At 74.2% G+C, this 25,159-nt stretch carries 24 protein-coding genes; 15 read left to right on the forward strand and 9 right to left on the reverse strand.

Features of this window, described 5'->3' with window-relative positions; genetic code table 11:
• The first annotated feature begins 130 nt into the window (after nucleotides 1-130).
• The 4 genes from KOV94_RS05815 to KOV94_RS05830 all read left to right on the forward strand — a co-directional run bounded on the left by KOV94_RS05815 (nucleotide 131) and on the right by KOV94_RS05830 (nucleotide 3,759).
• Complete coding sequence (locus KOV94_RS05815; protein WP_218051477.1) at nucleotides 131-1,384, forward strand: MFS transporter; 1,254 nt, start codon at nucleotides 131-133, stop codon at nucleotides 1,382-1,384.
• Nucleotides 1,385-1,454: 70 nt separating this feature from the next.
• Nucleotides 1,455-1,751 carry a hypothetical protein gene (locus KOV94_RS05820; RefSeq protein WP_124341159.1) on the forward strand — a complete coding sequence of 99 codons (297 nt, stop codon included), beginning with the start codon at nucleotides 1,455-1,457 and terminating at the stop codon, nucleotides 1,749-1,751.
• Between the two features lie 147 nt (nucleotides 1,752-1,898).
• Nucleotides 1,899-2,972, forward strand: a complete 1,074-nt coding sequence (locus tag KOV94_RS05825; protein WP_124341160.1) for a zinc-dependent alcohol dehydrogenase family protein — start codon at nucleotides 1,899-1,901, stop codon at nucleotides 2,970-2,972.
• Nucleotides 2,973-3,120: 148 nt separating this feature from the next.
• Nucleotides 3,121-3,759, forward strand: a complete 639-nt coding sequence (locus KOV94_RS05830; RefSeq protein ID WP_218051478.1) for a hypothetical protein — start codon at nucleotides 3,121-3,123, stop codon at nucleotides 3,757-3,759.
• Nucleotides 3,760-3,786: 27 nt separating this feature from the next.
• On the opposite strand, the gene KOV94_RS05835 is transcribed toward KOV94_RS05830, so the two are convergent.
• A complete protein-coding gene (locus KOV94_RS05835) occupies nucleotides 3,787-4,629 on the reverse strand; it encodes a class II glutamine amidotransferase (protein ID WP_218051479.1) in 843 nt (280 codons plus the stop codon).
• A 431-nt stretch (nucleotides 4,630-5,060) separates the two neighbouring features.
• Here KOV94_RS05835 and KOV94_RS21065 point away from each other — a divergent pair, with 431 nt between their 5' ends.
• From KOV94_RS21065 to KOV94_RS05850, 3 genes are all read left to right on the forward strand, one after another.
• Entirely contained in the window at nucleotides 5,061-7,058 is a 1,998-nt protein-coding gene (locus KOV94_RS21065) for a glycoside hydrolase family 11 protein (protein ID WP_218051480.1), read from the forward strand.
• A 217-nt stretch (nucleotides 7,059-7,275) separates the two neighbouring features.
• Nucleotides 7,276-7,773: a DUF2975 domain-containing protein gene (locus tag KOV94_RS05845; RefSeq protein ID WP_124341164.1), complete on the forward strand. Its 498-nt coding sequence runs from the start codon at nucleotides 7,276-7,278 to the stop codon at nucleotides 7,771-7,773.
• Nucleotides 7,773-8,018, forward strand: coding sequence for a helix-turn-helix domain-containing protein (locus tag KOV94_RS05850; protein WP_124341165.1), 246 nt, complete (start codon nucleotides 7,773-7,775; stop codon nucleotides 8,016-8,018). The genes KOV94_RS05845 and KOV94_RS05850 overlap by 1 nt, the downstream gene beginning before the upstream one ends.
• A 78-nt stretch (nucleotides 8,019-8,096) precedes the next feature.
• On the opposite strand, the gene KOV94_RS05855 is transcribed toward KOV94_RS05850, so the two are convergent.
• The 3 genes from KOV94_RS05855 to KOV94_RS05865 all read right to left on the reverse strand — a co-directional run bounded on the left by KOV94_RS05855 (nucleotide 8,097) and on the right by KOV94_RS05865 (nucleotide 10,607).
• Entirely contained in the window at nucleotides 8,097-8,774 is a 678-nt protein-coding gene (locus KOV94_RS05855; protein WP_218051481.1) for an SPFH domain-containing protein, read from the reverse strand.
• A 417-nt stretch (nucleotides 8,775-9,191) separates the two neighbouring features.
• Nucleotides 9,192-9,755: a YqgE/AlgH family protein gene (locus tag KOV94_RS05860; RefSeq protein ID WP_124341167.1), complete on the reverse strand. Its 564-nt coding sequence runs from the start codon at nucleotides 9,753-9,755 to the stop codon at nucleotides 9,192-9,194.
• Between the two features lie 96 nt (nucleotides 9,756-9,851).
• Nucleotides 9,852-10,607 (reverse strand): class I SAM-dependent DNA methyltransferase, encoded by a 756-nt coding sequence (locus KOV94_RS05865; protein WP_200829597.1) that lies wholly within the window; start codon nucleotides 10,605-10,607, stop codon nucleotides 9,852-9,854.
• A gap of 103 nt (nucleotides 10,608-10,710) precedes the next feature.
• On the opposite strand from KOV94_RS05865, the gene KOV94_RS05870 reads away from it, so the two are divergent.
• Nucleotides 10,711-12,015: an MFS transporter gene (locus KOV94_RS05870; RefSeq protein WP_160142792.1), complete on the forward strand. Its 1,305-nt coding sequence runs from the start codon at nucleotides 10,711-10,713 to the stop codon at nucleotides 12,013-12,015.
• 40 nt (nucleotides 12,016-12,055) lie between these two features.
• Here the strand turns inward: KOV94_RS05870 and KOV94_RS05875 are convergent, their stop codons facing one another.
• From KOV94_RS05875 to KOV94_RS05885, 3 genes are all read right to left on the reverse strand, one after another.
• Nucleotides 12,056-13,228, reverse strand: a complete 1,173-nt coding sequence (locus KOV94_RS05875; RefSeq protein WP_200829870.1) for a hypothetical protein — start codon at nucleotides 13,226-13,228, stop codon at nucleotides 12,056-12,058.
• Nucleotides 13,229-13,388: 160 nt separating this feature from the next.
• Nucleotides 13,389-14,519 carry a flippase-like domain-containing protein gene (locus KOV94_RS05880; protein ID WP_218051482.1) on the reverse strand — a complete coding sequence of 377 codons (1,131 nt, stop codon included), beginning with the start codon at nucleotides 14,517-14,519 and terminating at the stop codon, nucleotides 13,389-13,391.
• Nucleotides 14,516-14,902 (reverse strand): META domain-containing protein, encoded by a 387-nt coding sequence (locus tag KOV94_RS05885; RefSeq protein WP_124344382.1) that lies wholly within the window; start codon nucleotides 14,900-14,902, stop codon nucleotides 14,516-14,518. The genes KOV94_RS05880 and KOV94_RS05885 overlap by 4 nt, the downstream gene beginning before the upstream one ends.
• 94 nt (nucleotides 14,903-14,996) lie before the next feature.
• On the opposite strand from KOV94_RS05885, the gene KOV94_RS05890 reads away from it, so the two are divergent.
• Genes KOV94_RS05890 through KOV94_RS05900 form a run of 3 tightly spaced genes read left to right on the forward strand, consistent with a single transcriptional unit; the run spans nucleotide 14,997 to nucleotide 19,336 of the window.
• Entirely contained in the window at nucleotides 14,997-16,796 is a 1,800-nt protein-coding gene (locus KOV94_RS05890) for an SLC13 family permease (protein WP_124344383.1), read from the forward strand.
• Between the two features lie 48 nt (nucleotides 16,797-16,844).
• The gene (locus KOV94_RS05895) at nucleotides 16,845-18,347 is read left to right on the forward strand and encodes a leucyl aminopeptidase (RefSeq protein WP_218051483.1); all 1,503 of its coding nucleotides are present in this window, start codon (nucleotides 16,845-16,847) and stop codon (nucleotides 18,345-18,347) included.
• Between the two features lie 35 nt (nucleotides 18,348-18,382).
• On the forward strand, nucleotides 18,383-19,336 hold the full coding sequence (locus tag KOV94_RS05900; RefSeq protein ID WP_200829700.1) for a cation efflux transmembrane domain-containing protein: 954 nt from the start codon (nucleotides 18,383-18,385) through the stop codon (nucleotides 19,334-19,336).
• 12 nt (nucleotides 19,337-19,348) lie between these two features.
• Here KOV94_RS05900 and KOV94_RS05905 read toward each other — a convergent pair whose 3' ends face one another.
• Entirely contained in the window at nucleotides 19,349-20,947 is a 1,599-nt protein-coding gene (locus KOV94_RS05905) for an AbgT family transporter (RefSeq protein ID WP_124342885.1), read from the reverse strand.
• 244 nt (nucleotides 20,948-21,191) lie between these two features.
• Here KOV94_RS05905 and KOV94_RS05910 point away from each other — a divergent pair, with 244 nt between their 5' ends.
• The 4 genes from KOV94_RS05910 (at nucleotide 21,192) to KOV94_RS05925 (ending at nucleotide 23,970) form a co-directional block, all read left to right on the forward strand.
• Entirely contained in the window at nucleotides 21,192-22,067 is an 876-nt protein-coding gene (locus tag KOV94_RS05910; RefSeq protein WP_124342884.1) for an alpha/beta hydrolase family protein, read from the forward strand.
• Between the two features lie 62 nt (nucleotides 22,068-22,129).
• Complete coding sequence (locus KOV94_RS05915; RefSeq protein ID WP_124342883.1) at nucleotides 22,130-22,306, forward strand: heme biosynthesis protein HemY; 177 nt, start codon at nucleotides 22,130-22,132, stop codon at nucleotides 22,304-22,306.
• Nucleotides 22,307-22,403: 97 nt separating this feature from the next.
• Nucleotides 22,404-23,078 carry a hypothetical protein gene (locus KOV94_RS05920; protein WP_218051484.1) on the forward strand — a complete coding sequence of 225 codons (675 nt, stop codon included), beginning with the start codon at nucleotides 22,404-22,406 and terminating at the stop codon, nucleotides 23,076-23,078.
• An 88-nt stretch (nucleotides 23,079-23,166) separates the two neighbouring features.
• A complete protein-coding gene (locus KOV94_RS05925; protein ID WP_124342881.1) occupies nucleotides 23,167-23,970 on the forward strand; it encodes a methyltransferase in 804 nt (267 codons plus the stop codon).
• A 120-nt stretch (nucleotides 23,971-24,090) separates the two neighbouring features.
• Here the strand turns inward: KOV94_RS05925 and KOV94_RS05930 are convergent, their stop codons facing one another.
• Nucleotides 24,091-25,077, reverse strand: a complete 987-nt coding sequence (locus KOV94_RS05930) for an aldo/keto reductase (protein ID WP_218051485.1) — start codon at nucleotides 25,075-25,077, stop codon at nucleotides 24,091-24,093.
• Nucleotides 25,078-25,159: the final 82 nt, after the last annotated feature.

Below are 25,159 nucleotides of genomic sequence, written 5' to 3' on the forward strand. Positions count from 1 at the left end.
CCGTGCCGCGCGGTCGACGGTCGACTGCCGTCCTCGACGACGGGCAGGCGCTCCGCTCGTCGTGACCGACGCCCCGACGCGCCCGTGCGTGCTTGACTGCGGCGCGTGACGTACACGCCCGGGGGTCCCGATGGCGCCTGAGACCGACATCTCGAAGCCTGAGGCGGTCGCGGCGATCCAGCGACGGACGCTGCGGGTCGTCGTCGCGAGCCAGGTGCTCGGCGGGGCCGGGCTCGCGGCGGGCATCACCGTGGGCGCGCTGCTCGCCGAGCAGATGCTCGGCTCGCAGCAGCTCGCGGGCGTCCCCGCGGCGCTCATGACGACGGGTGCGGCGCTCAGCGCGTTCCTCGTCGGGCGGCTCACGCAGCGCCGCGGGCGCCGGGTCGGCCTCGTCGCCGGGTTCGCGGCGGGCGGGCTCGGCGGGCTCGGCGTCGTCGCCGCGGCGGCCCTCGGCAGCGTGCCGCTGCTGCTCGGCGCGTTCCTGCTCTACGGCGCCGGGACGGCGACGAACCTCCAGGCCCGGTACGCGGGGACCGACCTCGCGCTCCCCGACCGCCGCGGGACGGCCGTCTCGGTCGCGATGGTGTCGACCACGCTCGGCGCGGTCGCGGGTCCGAACCTCGTGGCTCCGCTCGGCGAACTCGCGACCCGCCTGGGCCTGCCCGCGCTCGCCGGCCCGTTCCTCCTCGCCGGAGCGGCGTTCCTCGCGGCGGGCGCCGTGCTGCTCGTGCTGCTGCGCCCCGACCCGTACCTGGTCGCGCAGCGCCTCGACGCGGCGACCGCGCCGTCGACCGACCACGTCCCGGGACCCGTCGTCGCCCCCGGCCGCGGTGTGGCGGTCGGGGCGACCGTCATGGTGCTCACCCAGGTCGCCATGGTCGCGATCATGACGATGACGCCCGTGCACATGCGCGCCCACCACCACGACCTGACCGCCGTGGGCCTCGTCATCGGCATCCACGTCGGCGCGATGTTCCTGCCGTCCCTCGTCACCGGTCCGCTCGTCGACCGCGTCGGCCGCATCCCCATGGCGATCGCGTCCGCCGTGACGCTGCTGCTCGCGGGCGTGACCGCGGCCCTCGCGCCCGCCGACTCGATGCCGCTGCTGATCGTCGCCCTCGCGCTGCTCGGCCTGGGCTGGAACTTCGGGCTCATCGCCGGCACGGCCCTGGTCGTCGACGCCACCGTTCCCGCCAACCGCGCCCGCACGCAGGGCTCGCTCGACGTCCTCGTCGCCCTGGGCGGCGCGGGCGGCGGCGCGATGTCCGGCGTCGTCATGGCCGCCACGAGCTACGCGACGCTCTCGCTGATCGGGGGCGTGCTGTCGCTCCTGCTCCTGCCCGTGCTGCTGTGGACCCGGCGCCCGGTGCCCGCACCCGTCTGAGGACGCCGCACGCCGGTCACGTCGAGCCGTTCGGGGGTCGGCCGGGCGAGCTCGGGCCTACGCTCCGCTCATGACCGACCACGACCGCGGCACCTCACCGATCCCCGGCGAGGACCGCCTCACCCTCGTCGTGATGGCCGTGATGACGGGGATCGCCGCCGTGTGGACCGTCGTCGGGCTGGTCGTCGCGCTCGCGGCGTCGGCCGGGTGGGCCGTCTTCTGGGTCGGCTTCCTGGTCCTCGTGATCGCACTGCTCGGGCTCGGCTGGGCGGTGGTCACGCGTCGCGAGTACCTGCGGAAGGTCCGCAACGGCGACGTGATCGTGCGCGAGCCGTGGTCGGGCGCCGACCTGCTGCCGCCCGGCTGATCGCGCAGTCCCGGGGCACGTGCCACCCGCGCCCGCCCTGCCCCGCCCTCCCCTGCCCGCCCGCACGCGCCCGGCGGGGAGCGGTGCCTACACTGACCGCGCCGTCGGCGGTGGCCGCGGACTCCCCCTGAGCCCCGAGGAGCAGCCATGCGCGCGACCGTCATCCACGGCGAGCGGGACGTCCGCGTCGAGGACGTCCCGGACCCGGTCCTGCGCGAGGGCGGCAGCGGGCGCGACGCGGTCGTGCGGGTCGTCGCGGCGTGCGTGTGCGGGTCGGACCTGTGGACGTACCGCGGCGTGCAGCCCGTGCGGTCCCCCAAGCGCATCGGGCACGAGTTCATCGGGGTCGTCGAGCAGGTCGGCGACGCGGTCGAGCACGTCGCGGTCGGCGACGCCGTCATCGCCCCCTTCTACGTGTGCGACGGCACGTGCGTGAACTGCCGCAACGGCGTGAGCACGTCGTGCCTGCACGGCGGCTGGTGGGGCTCGAGAGACCGCGAGGGCGGCTTCGCCGACGGCGGCCAGGGCGAGCGTGTCCGGGTGCCGCTGGCCGACGGGACGCTCGTCGTCGTGCCGGACGTGGACCTGGAGAGCGAGTCGGGCCGCGCGCTCGTCCCGCACCTGCTCACCTTGTCCGACGTCATGGGTACCGGTCACCACGCGGCCGTCTCGGGCGGTGTCGGCCCGGGCTCGACGGTCGCGGTGGTCGGTGACGGCGCAGTCGGCCTGTGCGCCGTCGCGGCCGCCCGCCGGCTCGGGGCGTCGCGGATCGTCGCGATGTCCCGGCACCCGCAGCGGCAGGAGCTCGCGCGCGAGCTCGGTGCGACCGACGTGGTGCCCGAGCGTGGGGACGAGGGCGTCGCGCGGCTCAAGGAGCTCTTCGACGGCGTCGGCCCCGACGTCGTGCTCGAGTGCGTCGGGACGGCCGAGTCGATGGACCAGGCGCTGCGGTCGGCGCGGCCCGGCGGCCAGGTCGGCTTCGTCGGGGTCCCGGCGGGCGGTCCCGAGCTGCCGGTGCGGACGATGTTCGACACCAACGTCGGCGTGCGCGGCGGCGTCGCACCCGTGCGCGGCTACATCGAGGAGCTGCTGCCCGAGGTGCTCGACGGCCGCCTGCAGCCGGGCGTCGTGTTCGACCTCGAGCTCCCGCTCGACGAGGTCGCCGAGGCGTACGCCGCGATGGACGAGCGGCGCGCGACCAAGGTGCTGCTGCGCCCCTGACGCACGCCACGGGCACGCTCGCCGGTCCGCGGCGCCACGTCGAGCCGACGTCGCGGGCACGCACGCGCGCGACGACTCGCGTCGACGCCGTCGCGACCTGCGCGGACGGCCCGTCCTCGCGCGCGCCCCACCGCCTACGGTGTCCGGCGTGACCCGACTGCCGCTGCACGCCGCCGCCCTCTGCCTGCCTGCCCTGCTGGTCGCGGGGTGCTCGGGCGCACCGGAGGAGGCGGAGCCCGCGACGACCGTCCCGGCCGCGTGGCTCGACGACGCTGCCGAGGGCTGGCCCGGATCGGCCGGCCACGGCAGCTCCGCGCCGGTGCTGTCGGGCGACGACTGCGTCCTCACCGACGAGGTCGTCGCCCGCGGTGCGACGGCGCGCACCGACCTCAGCGGCTGGGGGCCGTACGGCGACGACGCGTCCGCCGACGACGCCTACCGCTACGTGTGCGAGTTCCGCGGCGACGACCTGAGCGCGCAGCTCCAGCTCATCCAGGCCGGCTCGCCCACCGACGCCGCGGCCACCGTCGACCTCTTCCTCGACCAGCGCACGACGTCGGACCAGGAGAACGAGGCGTCGACCGTGCAGGTCGCGGGTGTCGACGTGCACGTCAACCACCGCTGGTACCCCGGGCCGGGGTACGGCGAGGCGACCGCGCTGTTCCACGACGAGGACGCGGACGCGCTCGTCCAGCTCGAGGTCTCGTCGCTCGACGAGGACGCGTTCGAGGCGTACACCGCGCAGCAGGTCGCCGACGACCTCATGGAGCAGCTCGGGCGCGCCTGACCCGGCGGCCGACGGGGACCGCCGTCGTCAGGCCGCCACCGGCACGGTCGGCGCGAACGGCAGGATCTCCTCCTGGCCCCCGTCGACGACGAGGCAGCTGCTCTCCGGCACCTCGAGCCACGCACCGCGCAGGTCGCCGAGCGGCTCGGAGACGACGATCCGCGTGTCGTCGGACAGGTCGTGCAGCACGGGGTTGTCCGGGTACTGGTGGCGCAGCACGGCGACGTCCCGGTTGCGGAACAGCGAGCGCGAGCGCCCCTCCGACGAGTACCGGAACGCCCACAGCCGGCGGCCGTCGGTCACCGCGACGGTGCCCTGCACGGGGTAGGTGACGCCGTGGCGCTGCCCGGTGTCCTCGACGAGGCCGATCGCGGCGGCGACGGCGGACGGCGGGTCGTCCTGGAGCCCGAGGGTCAGCGCGAGGTGGAACAGCGTCTCGGAGTCGGTCGTGCCCTCGATGTGCGGGAAGAGCGACGGGTCGACGGCGAGCTGCAGGTCACGCTTGATGCTCGCGAAGCCGTCGACGAAGCCGTTGTGCATGAAGAGCCAGCCGTCGTGCCGGAAGGGGTGGCAGTTGGTCTGCTGGACGGCCGAGCCGCTGGTCGCACGGACGTGCGCGAAGACCGTGCCGGACCGCACGTGCGCCGCGAGCTCGCGGAGGTTCCGATCGCTCCACGCGGGCTCGATGCTGCGGAACAGCCCGGGTGTCGCGGAGTGCTCGTCGTACCAGCCGACGCCGAACCCGTCGCCGTTGGTCGGCTCGGCGCCGAGCCGGCTGTGCAGGCTCTGCACCACGAGCGAGTTCGCGGGCTTGTCGAGCAGCTCGTCGAGCGTGACCGGGGAGCCTGTGTAGGCGAGCCAGCGGCACATGGTCGGCCTCCTTGCCGGCGCCCGCGGGTCGGGCCCGTCGTGCTCACTCTGCGCCGGTTCGTCGGCGTTGCCCAGCCCCGCGGACGGTCATGAGCGCCGCGGCGACGGTGCGACGGGGCGCGGCACCGCCGCGCGGCGCCTCGAGCGCCGACACCGGGCCGCTCGACTATCGAAACTCACGGCCCTGAGCTGCGCGCGCGACGTCGCGTCGACGCCGGACCGGGCCGTCCGCACTTAATCGGTTCGGGATCCTGGCAACCCCTCGGCATTGCGTCCGAGTTGGTCCACACTCGGCGTCGATAACGATATCGACGCCGCTGGGCTCTCCTCACGCCCGCGGCACGTCCGGTCGCCGACCGCGTCGCACCGCCTCGCGGGACACGTCCGGACGACCTCCGCCCGTCCCGACGATCGGCACGAAGGAGTGCACGATGACCGATACTTTCGTTCGAAGCCGCGGCGGCCCCCGCCACCGGCGGCGCCGCCCGCTCGCGGCGCTGACGGCCCTGCTGGCCGCCGGCGCGCTCGTGGCCGCCGGCCTCGCGATCGCCAGCCCGGCGTCCGCCGCGGTGACGTCGAACTCCACCGGCACCAACAACGGCTGGTGGTACTCGTTCTGGACCGACAGCCCCGGCACCGTGTCGATGGACATGGGGTCGGGCGGGCAGTACTCGACGCAGTGGAGCAACACCGGCAACTTCGTGGCCGGCAAGGGCTGGCAGACCGGCGGCCGCAAGACCGTCAGCTACTCAGGCCAGTTCAACCCCTCGGGCAACGCGTACCTCACGCTGTACGGCTGGACCCAGAACCCGCTGATCGAGTACTACATCGTCGACAGCTGGGGCACGTACCGGCCCACCGGCACGTTCATGGGCACCGTCACGAGCGACGGCGGCACGTACGACATCTACCGCACGCAGCGCGTCAACAAGCCGTCCATCGAGGGCAACAGCTCGACGTTCTACCAGTACTGGAGCGTGCGTCAGCAGAAGCGGGTCGGCGGCACCATCACGTCCGGCAACCACTTCGACGCGTGGGCCTCCAAGGGCATGAACCTCGGCAACCACAACTACATGATCATGGCGACCGAGGGCTACCAGAGCAGCGGGTCGTCGAACATCACCGTCTCCGAGGGCTCGGGCGGCGGTGGCGGCGGGACCGGCGGTGGCGGCGGCGGGACCGGTGGCGGGGGCAGCTCGGGCTGCACCGTGACCGCGACGCGCGGCGACGAGTGGTCCGACCGCTTCAACGTCACCTACTCGGTCAGCGGCTCGAGCTCGTGGACCGTGAACCTGGGGCTCAACGGGAGCCAGTCGATCCAGAACTCGTGGAACGCGAACGTCTCCGGCAGCGGCTCGACCCGCACGGTCACACCCAACGGCAACGGGAACTCGTTCGGCGTCACCGTGATGAAGAACGGCAACAGCACGACGCCGTCGGCGACGTGCAGCGGCGGCAGCACCGGTGGCGGCGGAGGCGGCGGAGGCGGGACGGCGACACCGACGCCCACCCCGACGACGCCACCGCAGTCGTGCTCCGCGGGGTACGTCGGTCTGACGTTCGACGACGGACCGAACAGCGGGACGTCGAACCAGATCATCTCGACGCTCAACCAGTACGGCGCGACCGCGACCGTCTTCCCGACCGGGCAGAACGCGCAGAACAACGCGTCGCTCATGCAGGCCTACAAGAACGCCGGCCTGCAGATCGGCAACCACAGCTGGGACCACCCGCACCTGGTGAACATGAGCCAGAGCGACATCCAGTCGCAGCTCTCGCGGACCCAGCAGGCGATCCAGCAGACCGCCGGCGTCACCCCGACGCTGTTCCGGCCGCCGTACGGCGAGACGAACGCGACGCTCAAGTCGGTCGAGCAGTCGCTCGGCCTGCGGGAGATCATCTGGGACGTCGACTCGAACGACTGGAACAACGCGAGCGCCGACCAGATCCGGCAGGCGGCGTCGCGCCTGACGAACGGCCAGATCATCCTCATGCACGACTGGCCGGCGGCGACCGTCCAGGCCCTGCCGGGGATCCTGCAGGACCTGCGCTCGCGCAACCTGTGCGCCGGGCACATCTCGTCCTCGACCGGCCGGGCGGTCGCACCGTCCACCGCCGGCGGGGGCGGCGGCGGTGGTGGCGGTGGCGGTGGCGGTGGCGGCACCGGCTCGTGCACCGTGACCGCGACGCGCGGCGACGAGTGGTCGGACCGCTTCAACGTCACCTACACGGTGAGCGGCACCAGCAGCTGGGTCGTCACGCTGACGCTCAACGGCGGCCAGTCGGTGCAGAGCAGCTGGAACGCGACGCTGAGCGGCAGCGGCAGCACGCGTCAGGCCCGTCCCAACGGGTCGGGCAACTCCTTCGGCGTGACGTTCTACAAGAACGGGAGCAGCACGACTCCGGGTGCGACGTGCGCGACCGGGTAGACGTCACCTGAACGGGAGGAACGACCGGCCCCTCCCGGACCGAGGCCGTCCGCGCACGTCACCGCGGGCGGCCTCGGTCGCGTCCGGGCCCTGCCCACCAGCGGCACGTCCCGCCCGGGGCCGTCGGTCCCGAACAGAGGCTTCGATCTTGCCGCACCTCACGTGAAACGATAGCCTTCTATCGTTTCTCGATAGATCGACTCTCCGTGAGGTGCCCATGGGCCGGTTGGCCATCCTCGCCCTGCGCGTGGTGATCGTGCTCGCGTTCGCCGGGCTGCTGTTCGTGCAGTTCTTCCTCATGCCGGTCGTCTACCTGGATCTCCAGGACGCCGGCCCCGACGTCGCGCACCTGCGCTGGGGTCTGCCGGTCATCGGCTTCCTGTTCGCGCTCGCCGCCGAGGTCGCGCTGGTCGCCATCTGGCGGCTGGTGACGATGGTCAAGCGCGACACCGTCTTCTCGACGCGGGCGTTCCGCTGGGTCGACGTCGTCATCGGCTCCGCCATCGCCGCGACCCTCGTCGCGGTCGTGCTGTCGTTCCTGCTCGCCCCCGGCGAGGAGGTGCCGCCCGGCATGGTCATGCTCGTCGTGATCGGCGGCGTCGGCACCGCGCTCATCGCGCTCGTCGTGTTCGTGCTGCGCATGCTGCTCGCCAAGGCCGTCGCGCTCGACACCACCGCGACGACCCTGCGCGCCGAGCTCGACGAGGTGATCTGATGCCCATCGTCGTCGACATCGACGTCATGCTCGCCCGCCGCAAGATGTCCGTCGGCGAGCTCGCGGACCGCGTCGGCATCACGCCCGCCAACCTCGCGGTCCTCAAGAACGGGCGCGCCAAGGCCGTCCGGTTCACGACGCTCGAGTCGCTGTGCCAGGTGCTCGACTGCCAGCCCGGCGACCTCCTGCGCTGGGAGGCCGCCGCCGAGGGCGACCCCGACGACGACCTCCGCGCGGCCGGCTGACACGTCGGCCGGACGGACGCCCACCACGGGCCCGGCTCCTCGACGAGGGGCCGGGCCCGTGCGCGCTGCGCGCCGACATCAGGACGTCGCGCGCGCCGCCGCCGTCCTGGCGGGATCGGCCGACAGGACCACCGTCGCGCCACCCGCCTCGACGGCCTGCAGCGTCCGCAGCTGGAGCAGTCCCGGCTGCCCGTCGAGCAGCCGCGCCGCATTGGCCAGGGCTCGTGTCGCGGCGACCTCGGACCGCGCCCGCTCCAGAGCAGCGAGCCCCTGCGCCCGCGCCGTGACGACCTCGGCCGCAGCCCGCCGCAGCTCGGCCGGCACGATCACGTCGCGCAGCGCGAGCCGGTCGACCGCGAGCCCGACCTCGGCGGCAGCCGGCGCGACCGCCGCGACCAGCTCGTCCGGGAGGACGGTCCGGTCCGCGAGCAGCTCGTCGAGGGTCCGGCGCGCGACCGCCTCCCGCAGCGCGACCTGCATCGCGGCGTGGAGGAACGCGTCCGGCCCGTCGACGGCCTCGAACCACGTGCGCGGCTCGGCGACCCGCACGGCCGACGTCAGGCTCACCCGGACCGCGAGCCCGTCCCCGGTGAGGACCTCCTGGAGCGGCACCAGGACCACGCGCGGCCGCACGACCACGCGGACCGTCCGACGCCGCCACGCCGAGAGCCGGTGCCGGCCGGGGCCGAGCACGCGCTCGAACCGCCCGTCCTTGTGCACCAGGACCCGCTCCCACTCCTGCACGACCAGCCTCATCTGCTCGACCTCCTCCCGTCCGACGTCCCGGCGCCGACCGTCGGCACGGGGATCCTGCGTCCTGCGCGGGCGCACCGACCGGCGCGTGGTCGGGCCGGACACGGGGGACGTCCCGTCGTCGACGGGCGTCGCAGACCGCGTCAGGCCCGCTCGACCACGCGCCGGTCGGCAGACTGGGAGTCGAACCCACAACGCCTCCGAGGGCGCCTGCACCTGACGCAGGTGCTCCGGACGACACGCAGGACCCGCGGCGGCGACACCGCCCGGCTGCTTCCGGAGCGTGGGCGAGCGTAGGCGCGGGCAGCCGAACGACGCACCGGGTTATCCACAGCCCCGACCGCTCGGCTCGTCGCTCGGTCGGCGAGCCCGCCCGCCGCACGCTCAGCCCCCACCTGGTCTCGTCGACGACGAGGCCGGTCAGTTGAGCGACGCGTCCTCCGCGAACGTCGAGACGATCGCCAGGTCGCCGCCCTGCCGCCGCAGCACCCGCCGCCACAGCGTCGACGGGTCGGCGGTGACGGCGTCGTCGGGCTCCGCGGGCAGCACGTACCAGGACCCCTCCTCGAGCTCCCCCTCGAGCTGCCCCGCTCCCCAGCCGGAGTGGCCCGCGAACACGCGCACGCCCGTCACGAGGCCGGCGAGCGCCTCGGGGTCGGAGTCGAGGTCGACCAGGCTGAACGGCCCGACGAGCCGGTCGACGGTCGTCGGCAGGCGCGCGCCCGGGGGCGCGGTGACCACGCCGATCGCGCCGTCGAGCCCCACCGGTCCGCCCTGGAAGAGGGTCGCGGGCATGCTCACGTGGTCCTGCCACGCGGGGAGCACGACGTCGACGTCGACGGGCACCGGCCGGTTGAGGACGACACCGAAGGCCCCCTCGTCGCCGTGGTCCAGGACCAGCACGACGGCGCGGTGGAAGTGGGGGTCGAGCAGCCGGTTCTTCGCCACCAGCAGCCGGCCGCTGAGCGCCGGGTCGTCCGTCACCGTCCCATCATCCGCGACGCCTGCCGGACCCGCAGCGGGCCGGACGAGGCCCGTGCCGGGTGACGTGCACGGTCGCCCGCGCGGCGACGGACGGTGTCAGGGACGGCGGTAGACGGAGACGTGCGACGTCGACGACTCGTCGAACGGCGCACCCTCCCAGTCCGCCCACCGCGACTCGAGCTCGAGCCCGGCGAGCCGTGCCATGAGGTCGAGCTCCGCGGGCCAGACGTACCGGTGCGGGCTGCGGCCCAGACGGACGCCCTCCTCGCCGCCGAACCGCACGTGGTGCGAGACGACGAGCTGCCGCACGACGTCCACGGTGTCGACGCCGACGTACCCGGGCTCGACGGCGAACACCGTCGCGTGCTGCCCGGGCGGGAGGATCCGCAGCTGCGGGACCCACAGCTCGACGACGAACCGGCCGCCCGGCTCGAGGTGCGCGGCCGCGTTGCGGACGCACTCGACCTGCGCGTCCTGGCCGAGCAGGTTCGAGATCGTGTTGAAGACGAGGTAGACGAGCCGGAACGTGCCGTCGACGCGCGTCGTCGCCATGTCGCCGTGCACCACGGGCAGCGTCCGCTCGTCGACCTTCTCGCGAAGCCGAGCGATCATGGCCCGGGACAGCTCGAGGCCCGTGACCGGCACCCCGCGCCCGGCCAGCGGGATCGCGACGCGGCCCGTGCCGACGGCGAGCTCCAGGGCACGCCCGTCGCCGGCCAGCGCGGCGAGGCGGTCGACGGTCGGCCCGAGCACCTCGGGCGCGAACATCCCCTCGCCCGGGGTGTCGTACCGGGCGGCGACGTCGGCGTCCCACAGCTCGTCCTGCGTCAGGTCGAAGATCGAGCGCTCCATGACGACCAACCTCGCACCCGGAGCCGCGCGACCGGCACTCCTTTACCGCTGCCGCCAGGTATTGGAGGGGACCGCGTCGCACCGCGGTGGAAGGATCCGCGGGGTGACCGACACGGACAGCACCCCGGACACCGCGCCCGCACCGGCCCCCGTCGCGGTGTCATCCGTGCGGGCGGGCCTCGACCGGACGCGCGCCGCCTTCTCCTCGCTCGCGGACCGGCGCTACCGGTGGTGGTTCTCCGGTCAGGTGCTGTCGTCGTCGGGGCACGTCACGCAGGCTGCTGGACTCGCGTGGCTCGTGCTCGACCTGTCCGGACGCGCCGTCGACCTCGGGCTCGTGACGACCGCCGCGATGCTGCCGATCCTCGTCGGCGCGGCCCCCGCGGGCACGCTCGTCGACCGGTTCGACCGCCGCCGGCTGCTGCTCGTCACGCAGGTCCTGCTGCTCTCGCTCGGGGCCGTGCTGGCCGTCCTCACCGCGACCGGCGCGGTCACCGTGCCCCTCGTCCTCGCGTTCGCGTTCGCGTCGGGCGTCGTCGCCGCGGTCGACGGCCCCGCGCGGCAGGTGTTCGTGCTCGACCTGGTGGGCCCTGAGCGCCTGGCCAGCGCGGTCAGCCTGTACGAGGTCGTGATGAACGCGGCACGCGTCATCGGGCCGTCGGTCGGCGGCGTGCTGCTGGCGCTCGTCGGGCCCGCGGCGTGCTTCGCGTTCAACGCGACGACGTACCTGCTGCCGCTCGGCGTGCTGCTCGCGCTGCGCGGGCTGCGCGCCCGCACGCCGGTCCACGTCGGCGAGCGGCCCGCCGCAGGCTTCCGCGCGGGTGTCGCGTACGCGTGGGGGCAGCCCGTCATCCGGGCGTGCGTGCTCCTCGCGGCGGCGAGCACCATGATCTTCAACCAGGGCGTCATGGTCCCCGTCCTGGCGACCGACGCGCTCGGGCTGCCGCCGCAGGGGTTCGGCGCGCTCATGGCCGCGTTCGGCCTGGGGGCGCTGCCAGGGGCGATCGCGGCCGCGGGCGGCGGGGCGCCGTCCGGCCGACGCGTCGCCGTCCTGGCGTTCGCGACCGGCGTCGCGATCCTGCCCGTCGGTCTCGCTCCCGGGTTCGCGGTCGCGGTGGTCGCGGCCGCGGTGCTCGGGTTCGTCTCGATCTGGTGGGTCGCCGCGGCGAACACGCTCGTGCAGCTCGTCGCCGCTCCGCACCTGCGCGGCCGCGTCATGGGGGTCTGGACCGCCGCGCTGCCGGGGAGCGGTCTCGTCACGGCGCTCGCGCTCGGGGCCGTGACCGACACGTGGGGCGTCCGGTGGGCGTACGTCGCACTCGCCGCGTCGTTCCTCGCGGCAGCGGCGGCCGGTGCCCGTGCGCTCGTCGCCCACGACCGGATCACCGGCGACCCTGACCAGCCCTGACGCGCACGCCCGTCGCCCCGGGCGGGTCGGAGCCGCGGGGTCAGCAGCGGACGATCGAGCCGCCCGTCACGTTCGCGATCGTCAGGTTGACGGTGCACGGGTTCTCGACGACGCGCGCGCCGCCGGACAGCGCCAGGTTGCGGATCGCGATGTCGCGGTTGGCAGGCATCGTCGAGCGCGCGGCGAGCCGCACGTCTCCCCCGACGACGGTCCCGCTCGTCGCGGCGAGCGTGACGTTGGTGCAGTTCTCGATCAGGACGGGGTTGTTGCCGGTCCGGCTGATCTCGACCCGGTTGATCCGGAGCCCGCCGGACTCGGAGACGCAGAACACGCCGCGCCCGCCGCCGCTCGCCTTGACGGTGCCCACGGTGATGTTGGTCGGGTAGGACGAGCCGACGCGGCCCGCGCGGTTGGCGATGCGGAACGCGGCGTACCCGGTGCCGCTACCGGCATCCTGCGCGTCGACCGTGCCGACGGACGCGTTGATCGTGGCGTTGAGCAGCAGGCCGGACTCGCCGACGTCGCGTGCGGTGACGGTCCCGACGGTGAGCCCGTCGACGCCGTAGGTCTCGACGGCGTGCGACCCGGCGCCCGAGACGTACGCCCGGTCGATGGTGATGTTGCGCGCGTACCGGCTGGTGTCGCCGAGGTTGTCGACGCGCACGCCGATCCCGCCGCCGGACAGCCGCATGTCGACGTCCCGCAGCCGCAGGTTGTCGACGTTGCGCGCGAAGATCCCGTAGACGGGCGTGCCGGTGAGGTACAGGCGGGCGACCTCGATGTCGGTCGCGCCGCGCATGTACACGCCGGCGACGTTGCCGGAGCCGGACCCGGCGACGTGGATCGTGCCGCACGACTCGAGCGTCGTGAAGCTCGGCAGCGTGATGCGGGCGTTGGCCGACATGGTGCCGCTGCCGTTGACGACGACGCGCTGCTTGCTGGTGCGGCCCGCGTCGAGGCCGCCGATCGCGGTGTTGATCGCGGTGAGCATGTCGCTGCCCGACCAGAGCTCGCGGCTGCCGCGGTAGGCGCGCCAGGTGCTGCCGTCCTGGACGGCGGAGCCGTGCACGGTCGAGCCGGTACAGCTCGTGCCGGGCGCGGCGTGCCCGGGCGGGGCCGTGACGAGCGCGGCGACGGCGAGCGCGGTCGCGGTGAGCCCGGCCAGGAGCGCGGCGCGGACGGGTCGGTCGGCGCGTGCGAGGGGTGTGACCACGGTGTCCACCTTTCGAGGGTGACCGGGCCGGGTGGGCGGCACCCTCGGTCGGGCACCCCGACGGTCCGGTCGGCATCCCGCAGGCTAGGAGGCCCGAGCGGGCGGGGACAGGGTCTTGAATCGTTTCGGTAAACGCATTCCGCCCCCGTCGGGTGCGCCATCACGACGACCGCGCCGCGACCTCGCCCCGCTGCCGCGCGCGCCACACGACCAGGCACGCGAGGCCCAGCGCGAGCGTCCCGAGGATCGTCACCACCCGCCACACGATCGTCGCCGCGACGATCGCCGCCTCCTGCTCGACGCCCACGGCCGTCGTCCAGGCCCCGACCAGCAGCGCGTCGAGCAGCCCCAGCCCGAACAGCGGGAACAGGGTGAGCGGGTACACCAGCAGGAACGGCCCGAGCACGTCGACGACCGACAGGCCCGTCACCCCGCACGCCCGCAGCGCGACGAGCAGCACGAGCCCGTCCGCGAGCACCATGCCCACGAGCGCCACCATCGACGGCAGCAGGCCGCGCCGCAGGCTCGCCGACGACCGCGCACGCACGTCGACCATCGCCGCCGCCCACGCGTCGGCGTCGACCGTCGAGCCCCGCCGCACCGCCCCGACCACTCGCGCCGCCGCCCGACCGAGCCAGGCCGCGAGGTGGTCGCCGCGCAGGAGCAGCACGAGGCCCGTGAGCATCGCGCCCGCGACGAGCCCGCACAGCACGGCCACGACCCACTGCCGACGCTCGACCCCGCCCCACACGAGGAGCAGAAGGCCCAGCGTCGGCGCGAGGAACCGCACCGCGTAGAACTTCGCGGTGTTGAGCGTGACGCCCGCCATCCCCGCGGTCGGGTCGACGCCCCACGACCGGAACATCGCGACGCGCACCACGATGTCCGCGGGCGGCGGGGTGAACGTCGCGACCACGTTCGCCGTCAGGTCGTTCTGCATCGACCGGCGGAGCCCCAGGCCCGGCACGTAGGAGGTCAGGGGCACCGCGTTGAGCGCCTGCCGCAGCAGCAGCGCGAGCACGAGCGGCACGACGACGAGCACGGGGAGGCCCGCGAACGCGTCGGCGACCGCCGCCCAGTCGACCGCCCCGACGAGCCGCGTCACCGCGACCCACGCGCACGCGCCGACGACCAGCCACACGACGGCCCGCACCCACCGACGCCGACGGGCACCCGCGACGACGACCACCCCGACCCGTCCCTCGTCGCGCGCATCCGCGGTGCGTTCGTCGCCCGCGACCGCCGTGCCGTCGTCACCGGCTCCCGCGGTGCCGTCACCGGGCGACGTCATGCGGTGCCGGTGCGCGTCAGCGTCCCGAGCTGGGTCGCGTCCTTGTCGACGAACACCAGGTGGTCGTCCTCGAGCAGCGCCGTCACCGCGAGCGACAGCCACGGGTCGACGGCCGGGCACGCCATGCGCGTCGTCGCCCACGCCGAGAACGCGACACCCTCCTCGCTGCGCGACCACTCGCCCGTCATGCGGTTGCACCCGTCGGAGCCGGACGCGGTGCCGTCCTCCGCGAGCTCGAGGTACGCCTCGCCCTCCGTCGACGACGCACCCCACGACCCGACGACGTCCTCCCCGGCCGACCGCGGCTCGACGTCGGCCTCCGCGCACGCGACGAGCACGGAGGCGCACACCAGGGCCACGAGGACGAGCCGCGTCGGGCGCATGCCGCGATCGTAGGCCCGTCGGGCCGCGCCCACCGGGAGGAAACGGGCGATCCCACCTAGGGTGGCGAACACACCCGGACCGTCAGGAGGCGGCGTGTCGGACGCGGCGGTGAGCCTGCTGGTGCTCGGCGGCGTCGTCGGCCTGTTCGTGTGGAACCGGCTGTCCGTCGGCGTCGTCGCGATCCTCGCCGCCCTCACGCTCTGGGCCACCGGCCTGGTCGACGCGACGGCCGCTGTCGCCGGGTTCGGCGACCCCGTCGTGATCTTCATCGCGACGCTGTTCGTGCTGAGCGAGGGGCTCGAGTCGTCAGGCGTCACGGCGTGGGCCGGGCAGCTGCTGGTCAACAGCGCAGGGACGCGACGCGGTCCGCTGCTCGTCGCGGTCATGCTGCTGTCGGCGCTCATGGCCGCGTTCGTCACGCCGAACGGCGCGGCCGCGGCGCTGCTGCCGGTCGTCGTCCTCGCCGCCCGGCGGTCCCGGCAGGCTCCCGCCCAGCTGCTCATGCCGCTGGCCTTCGCCGCGAGCGCCGGTGCGCTGCTGGTGCTGTCGGGCAGCACGGTCAACGTGATCGTGTCCGACGCCCTGGCCGACGCGACGGGCGAGCGGTTCGGGTTCTTCGAGTTCGCCCTGGTCGGCGCGCCGCTCGTCGCCGTGACCGTCGCGGTCGCGGTGACGCTGGGACCGCGGCTGCTGCCCGAGCGCCAGCCCGACGTGGTGCCCGCGGACTTCTCCGACCACCTGGGCACGCTCGTCGAGCACTACCGGCTCGAACGGGGGTTCTTCCGGGCGCGCGTGCGGGCGTCGTCGGACCTGGTCGGGGCCGCGCTCGGCGACGTGGCGGCGCCCGACGACGTCGTGGTGCTCGGTGTGCAGCACCCGGACGGGCGCCCGGGCGGTGTCGAGGAGGTCATCGCCGCGGACGACGTGCTCGTGGTGAGCGGACCCAGCGACGCGGTCGCGCCGCTCGTCGCCGCGCACGACCTCGACGTCGTCGCGACCCCGCTGACCCGGCACACGCGCGAGGCGCTGCTGGGCCGTGAGGTCGGCGTCGCGGAGCTCGTCGTACCGCCGCGGTCCGCGCTCGTCGGGCGGCGGGTCTTCCCCGGCCTGCGGTTCGCGGACGTCTCGGTGCTGTCCGTCCGGCGGCTCGGGCTGCCCCGCGGCGCGCGTGCGACCGAGCTCGCCGAGGGTGACATGCTGCTCGTGCACGGGACGTGGCCGGCGGTCGAGGCGCTGTCCGGGTCCGACGACGTGCTCGTCGTCGACGACCCCGACCTCGTGCGCCGCTCGGTCCCGCTCGGGGCGACCGCGTGGCGGGCCGTCGCGGTCCTCGCCGTCACGGTCGGGCTGCTGGCCAGCGGCCTGGTGCCGCCCGCGGTCGCCGGGCTCGTCGGGGCCGTCGGGATGGTGCTGCTGCGCGTCGTGCGGCCCGCGCAGGCGTACCGGGCGGTGTCGTGGCAGACGGTCGTGCTGGTCGGCGGCCTCATCCCGCTGTCCACGGCGATCAGCACGAGCGGTGCGGCGGACCTCGTCGCGGGGTACCTGGTCGACCTCGTCGCGGGCGGGGACGCGCGCCTGCTGCTCACCGCGCTGTTCGTCCTCACGCTCGTGCTCGGGCAGGTCGTGAGCAACACCGCGACCGTCCTCATCGTCGTGCCGATCGCCGTCGCCGCCGCGCAGGAGTCCGGGGTCGCGCTCGCGCCCGTGCTCATGCTCGTCGCGGTGGCCGGGGCGGCCTCGTTCCTCACCCCGATCGCGACGCCCGCCAACATGATCGTGATGAACCCGGCGGGGTACCGGTTCGGCGACTACTGGAAGCTGGGGCTCGCGACGACGGCAGCGTGGTTCGTCGTCGCCGTAGGCCTGATCCCGCTCGTCTGGCCGACCGGCTGACGGGCGCGCAGGGGCACTGCAGGAGCACCACCCTCGAAGGAGACCACCATGGCGTTCGACCCGGTCCCGTCCCTCCCGCTCGTGCGCGCGCTGCGCGTCGAGGTCGTACCGCCTGACGCGGCCGCCCGGACCGTCGGCGTCGGCGTGACCAGCGACGGCGACCTCCCACCCGGCGTCGGCCTGGACCGCGACGCGCTCGCCGCGTGGGGGTTCCGCGCGACGCCCGGCGCGACCCTCGCGCTCCCCCGGCCCGGCGACGAGCCGTCGCTCGTGCTCGTCGGGCTCGGGCCCGCCGCGGACGTGACGCCCGCGGTGCTCCGCGACGCCGCCGCGGCGTTCGCGCGGGCCGACGGACGCGCCGCGCACCTCGCGACCGACCTGGCGGCGGTCCCGCTCACGGGCGGTTCCGGCGTGGGTGCCGCCGCACAGGCCGTCGTCGAAGGCGTCGTGCTGGGCCGCTACCGGTACGACCCGCTGCGGTCGGAGCCGGACACGGTCGCCGTCGAGCGGCTCGACCTGCGGGTCCCCGACGCCGACGCGTCCGCCGCACGCGACGGCGTCGCCCGTGGTCTGGTCCTCGCCCGCGCCGCCGCCCTCTCGCGCGACCTCGCCAACACGCCCGCAGGTCACCTCACCGCGCCGGACGTGGCCGACGTCGCGCGTCGCCTCGCTGCGGACGCCGGGCTCGAGATCACGGTGCACGACAAGGCGGCGCTCGTCGCGCTCGGGTGCGGCGGGCTGCTCGGGGTCAACGCCGGGTCCGCCGTCGAGCCGCGCATGGTCGTGCTGCACTACGTGCCCGAGGGCGGCGCGGCGCCCGGGCACCTCGGGTTCGTCGGGAAGGGCATCACCTACGACTCGGGTGGCATCAGCCTCAAGCCGTCGAACGCGATGCACGCGGCGATGAAGATGGACATGACCGGCGCCGGTGCCGTGCTCGCCGCGATGAGCGTGCTGCGCGAGCTGCGCGTGCCCGTGCGGGTGTCCGCGTACCTCGCGCTCACCGACAACATGCCGTCCGCGACCGCGACCAAGCTGGGCGACGTGCTCGTCACGCGCGCGGGCCGGACGATCGAGGTCGTCAACACCGACGCGGAGGGCCGGCTCGTCATGTCCGACGCGATCACGCTCGCGCAGGAGGACGGCGTCGACGCGATCGTCGACATCGCGACCCTGACCGGCGCGTGCCTCGCAGCTCTCGGACCGCTCACCGCGGGGCTGCTCGGCAACGACGACCGCGTCCAGAGGCTCGTCGAGGACGCCGCGGACGCCACCGACGAGCGCGTCTGGCGTCTGCCGCTGGACCGCCGGTACCGGTCGTGGATGGACTCCGAGGTCGCCGATCTCAAGAACCTCGGCGGGGAGTTCGCGGGCGCGATCACAGCGGCGCTGTTCCTCGCGGAGTGGGTCGGCGACACCCCGTGGGCGCACCTCGACATCGCGGGTCCGATGCGCTCGGAGAAGGACGACGCGTGGCGGACCAAGGGCGCCACCGGGTTCGGCGCGCGCCTGCTCGCCGAGGTCGCGTCGGCGTACCGCGCACCGGAATGACGGACCCGCCACGACGCGGCGCGCACGGGGAGGGCGTGCCCCGGGACGGGGTGCACGGCGACGGCGCGTCACGCGACGGCGCGCCACGCGGCGGCTCGCCGGAGGACAGGGAGCGACGGGCGCTCGTCGTGTCGATCGCCGCGTCGGCGGTCATCGGCGGTGGTGCGGTCGTCTGGGGGGTGCTCGCCGACTCGGGCGTGCTCGTGTTCGACGGCGTGTTCCTGCTCGCGGGCATCCTGCTCTCGGGCGTCTCGCTCGCCGCCGCCCGCGCCGCCGCCTCGCCGCCGACCGTCGAGTACCCGTTCGGCAGGCACGCCGTCACGCCGCTCGCCGTCGCGCTGCAGGGCGCCGCCCTGCTCGGCACGGTCGCGTACGCGGCGGCGGACGCCGTGACGACCCTGCTGGCGGGCGGCTCCGACGCGAGCCCCGCGACGATGCTGCTCTACGGCGTCACCAGCGCCGCCGTGTCGCTCGGCGTCGTCGCGTGGCTGCGGCGGACGAGCGGCTCGGACCTCGTCGACGCGGAGGTCGCGCAGTGGCGGGCCGGCGCCGTGCTGAGCGCGGTCGTCGGCGTCGGCGGTGCGGCCGCCCTCGGGCTCGACGCGCTCGGCGCGACGGCCGCGACGCGGTACGCCGACCCGGTGCTGCTGCTGGTGGCGTGCGCGGTGATCGTCCCGGTGCCGGTCGGGCTCGTGCGTGCGGCGGCGCGCGAGCTGCTGGAGGCGTCGCCGTCCGGGCCCGTGGCCGCGGCGCTCGCGGCTGCCGTCGCCGACGTGCGGGACCGGTTCGGGCTGCCCGAGCCCGTCGTGCGCGCGACGAAGCTCGGCCGCCGGCTGTACGTCGAGGTCGACTTCGTCGTGGAGCCGGGCACGTGGGACGTCGACGCGGAGGACCGGGTGCGGCGTGCGGTCGTCGACGCGCTCCGGGCGCTCGACGGGGACGTGTGGGCGACGGTCGAGGTCACCGGCGACCCGGACCTCGCCGCCTGAGCCTCGCCGGGGTCACTCCAGGTAGATCGACGCGCCGGGGCCCAGCGGGATGCCCAGCAGGTACCAGACGACGAGCAGCGCGCTCCACGTGACCAGCAGCGCGACCGTGTACGGGAGCATGAGCGAGATGACCGACCCGACGCCCACCTTGCGCCGGTAGCGCTCGGCGAAGATGACGATGAGTGCGAAGTACGGCATGAGCGGCGTCGCGACGTTGATCGGCGAGTCACCGACGCGGTAGGCGGCCATCGCGAGGTCCGGCGAGACGCCGAGCTGGATGAACAGCGGCACGAACACGGGCGCGAAGATCGCCCACTTCGGCACGACGCCGCCGATGAAGATGTCGATCACGGCCGTCATCGCGATGAGCCCGAGGATCAGCCAGACCGTCGACAGGTTCGCTGCCTCGAGCGCGTCCGCCATGCCGACCGCGGCGATCGTGCCGAGGTTCGAGTAGTTGAAGTACGCGATGAACTGGCTGATGACGAGCAGCAGGAAGATCAGGCCCGAGAGGTTCGCGATGGTCTTCGTCATCGGGTTGATGACGTCCATGCTGCCCTTCACCGTCCCGGCGCCCTTGCCGTAGCAGAGCCCCATGACGAAGAAGAACAGCAGGATGAGGAAGATGATGCTGTTCAGCAGCGGGGAGTCCTCGACGAGGCTGCCCGTCTCGGGGTTGCGCAGCGGCGCGCCCGGCGGCAGCGACAGCGCCAGGACCAGCAGCAGGACGCCGACGAAGCCCCAGAACGCCCAGCGCAGGCCGTTGCGCTCCTGCGGGCTGAGCTCCCCGCTCGCCGCGGCGGGGGCCGGGCCGACCTCGGGGTCGTCGGACGCGGGCGCCTCCTCCTCGCGGCGGTAGGTGCCGAGGCGCGGCTCGACGAACTTCTCCGTCAGGAGGGTCGCGACGACCGCGACGAGGAACGACGAGACGATCCCGAAGAAGAGGTTCCCGGTGATCGACACGTGCTGCGCAGGGTCGGTGATCGCCTCGTTGGTGATCTCCGTGAGCATCCCGTCCACCGGCGTGATCAGCAGGTTCACGCCGAACCCGCCGCCGACGCCCGCGAACGCGGCGGCGAGGCCCGCGAGCGGGTGGCGGCCGAGCGACGCGAACACCGCGGCGGCGAGCGGGATGAGGACCAGGTAGCCGGCGTCGGTCGCGATCGACGAGATGACGCCGAGCAGCACGATCGAGAACGTCACGAAGCGCGGCGGCGTGACCTTGACGAGGCGCTTGATGAACGCCCCGATGAGCCCGACCTCCTCGGCGAGCCCGACGCCGATCATCGCGACGACGATGACCCCGACCACGCCGAAGCCGTTGAAGTTCGCGACGGCCGAGGTGAACACGAACCGGATGCCGTCGGCGTCGAGCAGGCTCTGCGCGCTGACGGTCACCGTCTGGACCTCGTCGGACCCGAGCTGCGCCTGCTCGAACGTCACGCTGCTGCCCGCGGCCTGGAACACCGCCGACAGCACCATGATCAGCGCGATCAGCGCGAGGAAGATGATGACCGGGTGCGGGACCTTGTTGCCCGCCCGCTCGACCGCGTCGAGCACCTTCTGGAGAGCCCCGCGCTGCGCCGCGGGTTCCTGGACGACCTCGCTCACCGCACACCTCCGGACGGCTGGCACGGGCAGGCCCTTCTTCTGGGCTCCCCCGCTGGCGACGCTAGAGCATCCCGGACAGATCCGGCGGACGACGTGCACAGGGCCGGCCGCTCGGCCTCGGCGTCGGGCCGTCGGTGCGACGCATACCAACTAGTCGGTTGGCTCTTCCGTCGACCGCTCGACGCGCGTAACGTCACCAATGACACGAGTCGTCGACTCGTCCGACTCCTGGGAAGGCACATCGATGAAGATCCGACCCTCCGGAGGCCGTCTCGCCACCGTCCTGCTCGCCGCCGCCCTGGCCGGGATCGCCCCGGCCGGCACGTCCCCCGCGCTCGCCGCGGACAACCCCTACGAGCGCGGCCCCGCACCCACCACCGCCTCCGTCGAGGCGGTCCGCGGCCCGTTCGCCACGTCGTCCACGTCCGTGTCCCGATGGCTGGTCAGCGGGTTCGGCGGCGGGACGATCTACTACCCGACCGACCGCTCGCAGGGCACCTTCGGCGCGGTCGCCGTCTCGCCCGGGTACACCGCGCGGCAGTCGAGCATCGCCTGGCTCGGCGACCGGATCGCGTCCCAGGGGTTCGTCGTCTTCACGATCGACACGACGACCACGTCCGACCAGCCGTCGTCGCGCGGCGACCAGCTCCGTGCGGCACTGCGCTACCTCACGACCGGCAGCGCCGTCCGCGACCGCGTCGACGCCACCCGGCTCGCCGTCGCCGGTCACTCCATGGGCGGCGGCGGCACCCTCGAGGCCGCGAAGGACGACCCGTCGCTGCGCGCCGCGATCGCGCTCACGCCGTGGAACCTCGACAAGACGTGGCCCGAGGTCAGCACGCCCACGCTGATCGTCGGGGCGCAGAACGACTCGATCGCGTCCGTCACGACCCACGCCGAGCCGTTCTACGCGTCGCTCCCCGCGACGACACCGCGGACCTACGTCGAGCTGCGCGGCGCGAGCCACTTCGCGCCCAACACGTCGAACACGCCCATCGCCCGCAACGCGATCGCGTGGCTCAAGCGGTTCGTCGACCAGGACACCCGGTACACGCAGTTCCTCTGCCCGCCGCCGTCGGGCCTCGCCTACTCCGAGGTCCGCAGCAGCTGCCCGTTCTGACGGTCGCCGTCTCCCCGCAGGGCTAGCCTGCGGGGAGACGCACCGCCGACGACGGAGGACGCATGGACGACGCACCGGCACCGCAGCCCGACCCGCGCGACCCTCGCGCGCGCTGGGCGACGCTGCCCGAACCCGTGCGCATCGCCGACACCATCACGTCGCAGGCGAGCAGCGACGCACCCGACCCGGTGATGGGGCGCGACACGGAGACGGAGTTCATGCTCCGCAACGCAGGCTGACGAGACGTCGTCGATCGCCCGAACGTCCGCGCGGGGTGCGACGGAAGCGCTACGTTCACGTCCACGAGCACGCCACGGCTCCCTGGAAAGGCCGACGATGACGCGGACGCCGACGACCGCCCCCCTGCGCGAGACCCGAGGAGACGCCCTCCTGCGGCGCTGGCTCTCGCTCGGCGGGCTGCTCACCGCGACCGGCGTGGGCAACCTGATCGCGGCGCTCAACTGGAACGCGATCAGCCGCGGCTCCGGGGACGTCCGCGCGGTGGCGGCGATGGAGCGCTACGCGATCTGGGGCTTCCTCTTCCTGATCCTCGGTCAGGCCGTGATGACGCGCCGGGCGTTCCTCGAGTCGCGTCGTGGGGACCGCGTCGCGGAGGCACCGTCCGACGACGACGTCGCCCCCCGCACCCGCGCCGCGGATCTTCCGGTCCACCAGCTGCATGCTCCGGTCGACGACCTCGACGCCCCTCCCCGCCTCGCTCCGGCGGGGTGGCGCCGCGTCCTAGCGGGCTGGGCGGTGGTCGGCGCGGTGCTGGCCGCGGTGAGAGGCGCCTGGCTCGTCGCCGAGTGGGCCGACCACTGGTACGTCGCCGAGCGCTTCTACGCCGTCCACCTCGACCCGTCGAACCCCGCGGACCCGACCTACTCGGACATCGCACGGCTCCTGGGGTCGGGCAACGAGGCGCTGGTCACGGGCGCGGTGCTGCTCGTCGCCGCCGCCGCGCTGGTGGTCGCTGCCCGGCTGCTGCGCCGGGCCCGACCCGCCCGCTGACAGGCCATCGCGGCCCGCCACGACCGCGCGCCCTCCACGCGCGATATCTTGATGTCGAGATATCTGCCGTCTGCGTGGGAGGTCGGTCATGTGGGACCCGCAGCAGTACGCGCTGTTCGCCTCGCACCGCGGGAGGCCTTTCGCCGACTTGCTCGCGCGCGTGGGCGCCGGCCAGCCGTCGCTCGTCGTCGACCTCGGGTGCGGTGACGGGCCGCTCACGCTGAGCCTCACGCCGCGGTGGCCGGGGGCACGCGTCGTCGGGCTCGACTCCTCGCCGCAGATGCTCGACGCCGCCCGAGCGCTCGACGCCGACGGGCGCGTCGAGTGGGTCGAGGTCCGGGTCGAGGACTGGGACCCTGCCGCGCTCGGGCAGCCCGTCGACGTGCTCGTCACCAACGCGGCCCTCCAGTGGGTGCCCGGCCACCTCGACCTGCTGCCGCGCTGGGTCGACGCGCTCGCCGACGACGGCTGGTTCGCGATGCAGGTGCCGTCGAACTTCGACGCCCCGTCGCACGCGCTCATGCGTGAGGTCGCCGCCCGGCACGCGCGCGCCGACGACCTGCTCCCGGTCCTGCACCGCGCCGCCGCCGTCGCCGCGCCCGCCGAGTACCTGGGGGCGCTCGCGTCGCTGGGGCTCGACGCCGACGTCTGGCAGACGACGTACGAGCACGTGCTCGACCCCGAGGGCGCGCAGCGCTCGCCGGTGCTCGAGTGGGTGCGCGGCACAGGGCTGCGTCCCGTGCTCGACGTGCTCACCGACGACGCCGAGCGGGCGGCGTTCCTCGACGACTACGCCGCCACGCTCGACGCCGCGTACCCGCGGCAGCCGTGGGGGGTCGTGCTCGGGTTCACGCGCACGTTCGCCGTCGGGCACCGGCCGCCGCGCGCGTGACGGCCCGATCGGTTCGGCTGCACAGCGTCCGCTGACGCGCGCCCGACGGGTGGACGGCGTCAGCGGGCGCGCCCCACGAACGGACGGCGTCAGCAGGCGCGCACGCGGGAGGGCACGGCGTCAGCGGTTGACCATCGACATCCCCGCGTCGTTGTAGCGGTTCCCCGCGACGCCGACCCGCGCGGCGAGCCCGTCCAGGTCGGCGACCTCGTCGGCGGACAGTGCGAGAGCGGTCGCCCCCGCGTTCTCGGCGACCCGCTCGATCCGGCGCGTACCCGGGATCGGCACGACCCACGGCTGCTGCGCGAGCAGCCACGCGAGCGCGACCTGCCCGGGCGTCGCGTCCTTGGACGCCGCGAGCGCGCGCACGTGGTCGACGAGCGCCTGGTTCGCGGTGCGGTTCTCGGCGGTGAAGCGCGGGACGCGCTGGCGGATGTCGTCGTCGGCGAACGTCGTGGACGCGTCGACCGTGCCCGTCAGGAAGCCCTTGCCGAGCGGGCTGAACGGCACGAAGCCGATGCCGAGCTCGGCGCACGTCGGCAGCACCTCGGCCTCGGGGTCGCGCGTCCACAGCGAGTACTCGCTCTGCACGGCCGCGACGGGGTGGACGGCGTGCGCGGCACGGATCGTCGCAGCGCTCGCCTCGGAGAGCCCGAACGCGCGGACCTTCCCGGCGGCGACGAGCTCGCCGACCGTCCCGGCGACGTCCTCGATCGGCACGTCGGGGTCGACGCGGTGCTGGTAGAAGAGGTCGATCACCTCGGTGCGCAGGCGCTGGAGCGACGCGTCCGCGACGCGGCGGATCTGCTCGGGCCGGGAGTCGAGCCCGGCCATCTGCCCGTCCTCGATGTGCCATCCGAACTTCGTCGCGATCACGACCTGGTCGCGGACCGGTGCGAGCGCCTCGCCGACGAGCTCCTCGTTGACGTACGGGCCGTACACCTCGGCGGTGTCGACGAACGTGACGCCCAGGTCGACGGCGCCGCGCAGGACGCCGATCATCGCGTCGCGGTCGCCGGGGTTGGGGCCGTAGCTCATCGACATGCCCATGGCGCCGAGGCCGACGGCGGAGACGCGCAGGTCGGGTCCGAGCGAGCGGGTGTGCATGGTTCGACCGTACGTCCGGGCGCGCGTCGGTGGGATGCCCTGCCGGTACACGTCTCGACGAGGACTCCCCGCGGCCGCCGCG

This window comes from Cellulomonas algicola (assembly GCF_019024305.1).
Taxonomy (GTDB): domain Bacteria; phylum Actinomycetota; class Actinomycetes; order Actinomycetales; family Cellulomonadaceae; genus Cellulomonas; species Cellulomonas algicola.

What these genes read in the sequence shown, in the direction of transcription:
- KOV94_RS05865 (WP_200829597.1), bottom strand. Translation starts at nt 10,607, where the DNA reads ATGGAGCGCTCGATCTTCGACCTGACGCAGGACGAGCTGTGGGACGCC.
- KOV94_RS05825 (WP_124341160.1), top strand. Translation starts at nt 1,899, where the DNA reads ATGCGCGCGACCGTCATCCACGGCGAGCGGGACGTCCGCGTCGAGGAC.
- KOV94_RS21065 (WP_218051480.1), top strand. Translation starts at nt 5,061, where the DNA reads ATGACCGATACTTTCGTTCGAAGCCGCGGCGGCCCCCGCCACCGGCGG.
- KOV94_RS05820 (WP_124341159.1), top strand. Translation starts at nt 1,455, where the DNA reads ATGACCGACCACGACCGCGGCACCTCACCGATCCCCGGCGAGGACCGC.
- KOV94_RS05815 (WP_218051477.1), top strand. Translation starts at nt 131, where the DNA reads ATGGCGCCTGAGACCGACATCTCGAAGCCTGAGGCGGTCGCGGCGATC.
- KOV94_RS05880 (WP_218051482.1), bottom strand. Translation starts at nt 14,519, where the DNA reads ATGACGTCGCCCGGTGACGGCACCGCGGGAGCCGGTGACGACGGCACG.
- KOV94_RS05845 (WP_124341164.1), top strand. Translation starts at nt 7,276, where the DNA reads ATGGGCCGGTTGGCCATCCTCGCCCTGCGCGTGGTGATCGTGCTCGCG.
- KOV94_RS05930 (WP_218051485.1), bottom strand. Translation starts at nt 25,077, where the DNA reads ATGCACACCCGCTCGCTCGGACCCGACCTGCGCGTCTCCGCCGTCGGC.
- KOV94_RS05910 (WP_124342884.1), top strand. Translation starts at nt 21,192, where the DNA reads ATGAAGATCCGACCCTCCGGAGGCCGTCTCGCCACCGTCCTGCTCGCC.
- KOV94_RS05885 (WP_124344382.1), bottom strand. Translation starts at nt 14,902, where the DNA reads ATGCGCCCGACGCGGCTCGTCCTCGTGGCCCTGGTGTGCGCCTCCGTG.
- KOV94_RS05855 (WP_218051481.1), bottom strand. Translation starts at nt 8,774, where the DNA reads ATGAGGCTGGTCGTGCAGGAGTGGGAGCGGGTCCTGGTGCACAAGGAC.
- KOV94_RS05920 (WP_218051484.1), top strand. Translation starts at nt 22,404, where the DNA reads ATGACGCGGACGCCGACGACCGCCCCCCTGCGCGAGACCCGAGGAGAC.
- KOV94_RS05915 (WP_124342883.1), top strand. Translation starts at nt 22,130, where the DNA reads ATGGACGACGCACCGGCACCGCAGCCCGACCCGCGCGACCCTCGCGCG.
- KOV94_RS05895 (WP_218051483.1), top strand. Translation starts at nt 16,845, where the DNA reads ATGGCGTTCGACCCGGTCCCGTCCCTCCCGCTCGTGCGCGCGCTGCGC.
- KOV94_RS05925 (WP_124342881.1), top strand. Translation starts at nt 23,167, where the DNA reads ATGTGGGACCCGCAGCAGTACGCGCTGTTCGCCTCGCACCGCGGGAGG.
- KOV94_RS05835 (WP_218051479.1), bottom strand. Translation starts at nt 4,629, where the DNA reads ATGTGCCGCTGGCTCGCCTACACAGGCTCCCCGGTCACGCTCGACGAG.
- KOV94_RS05850 (WP_124341165.1), top strand. Translation starts at nt 7,773, where the DNA reads ATGCCCATCGTCGTCGACATCGACGTCATGCTCGCCCGCCGCAAGATG.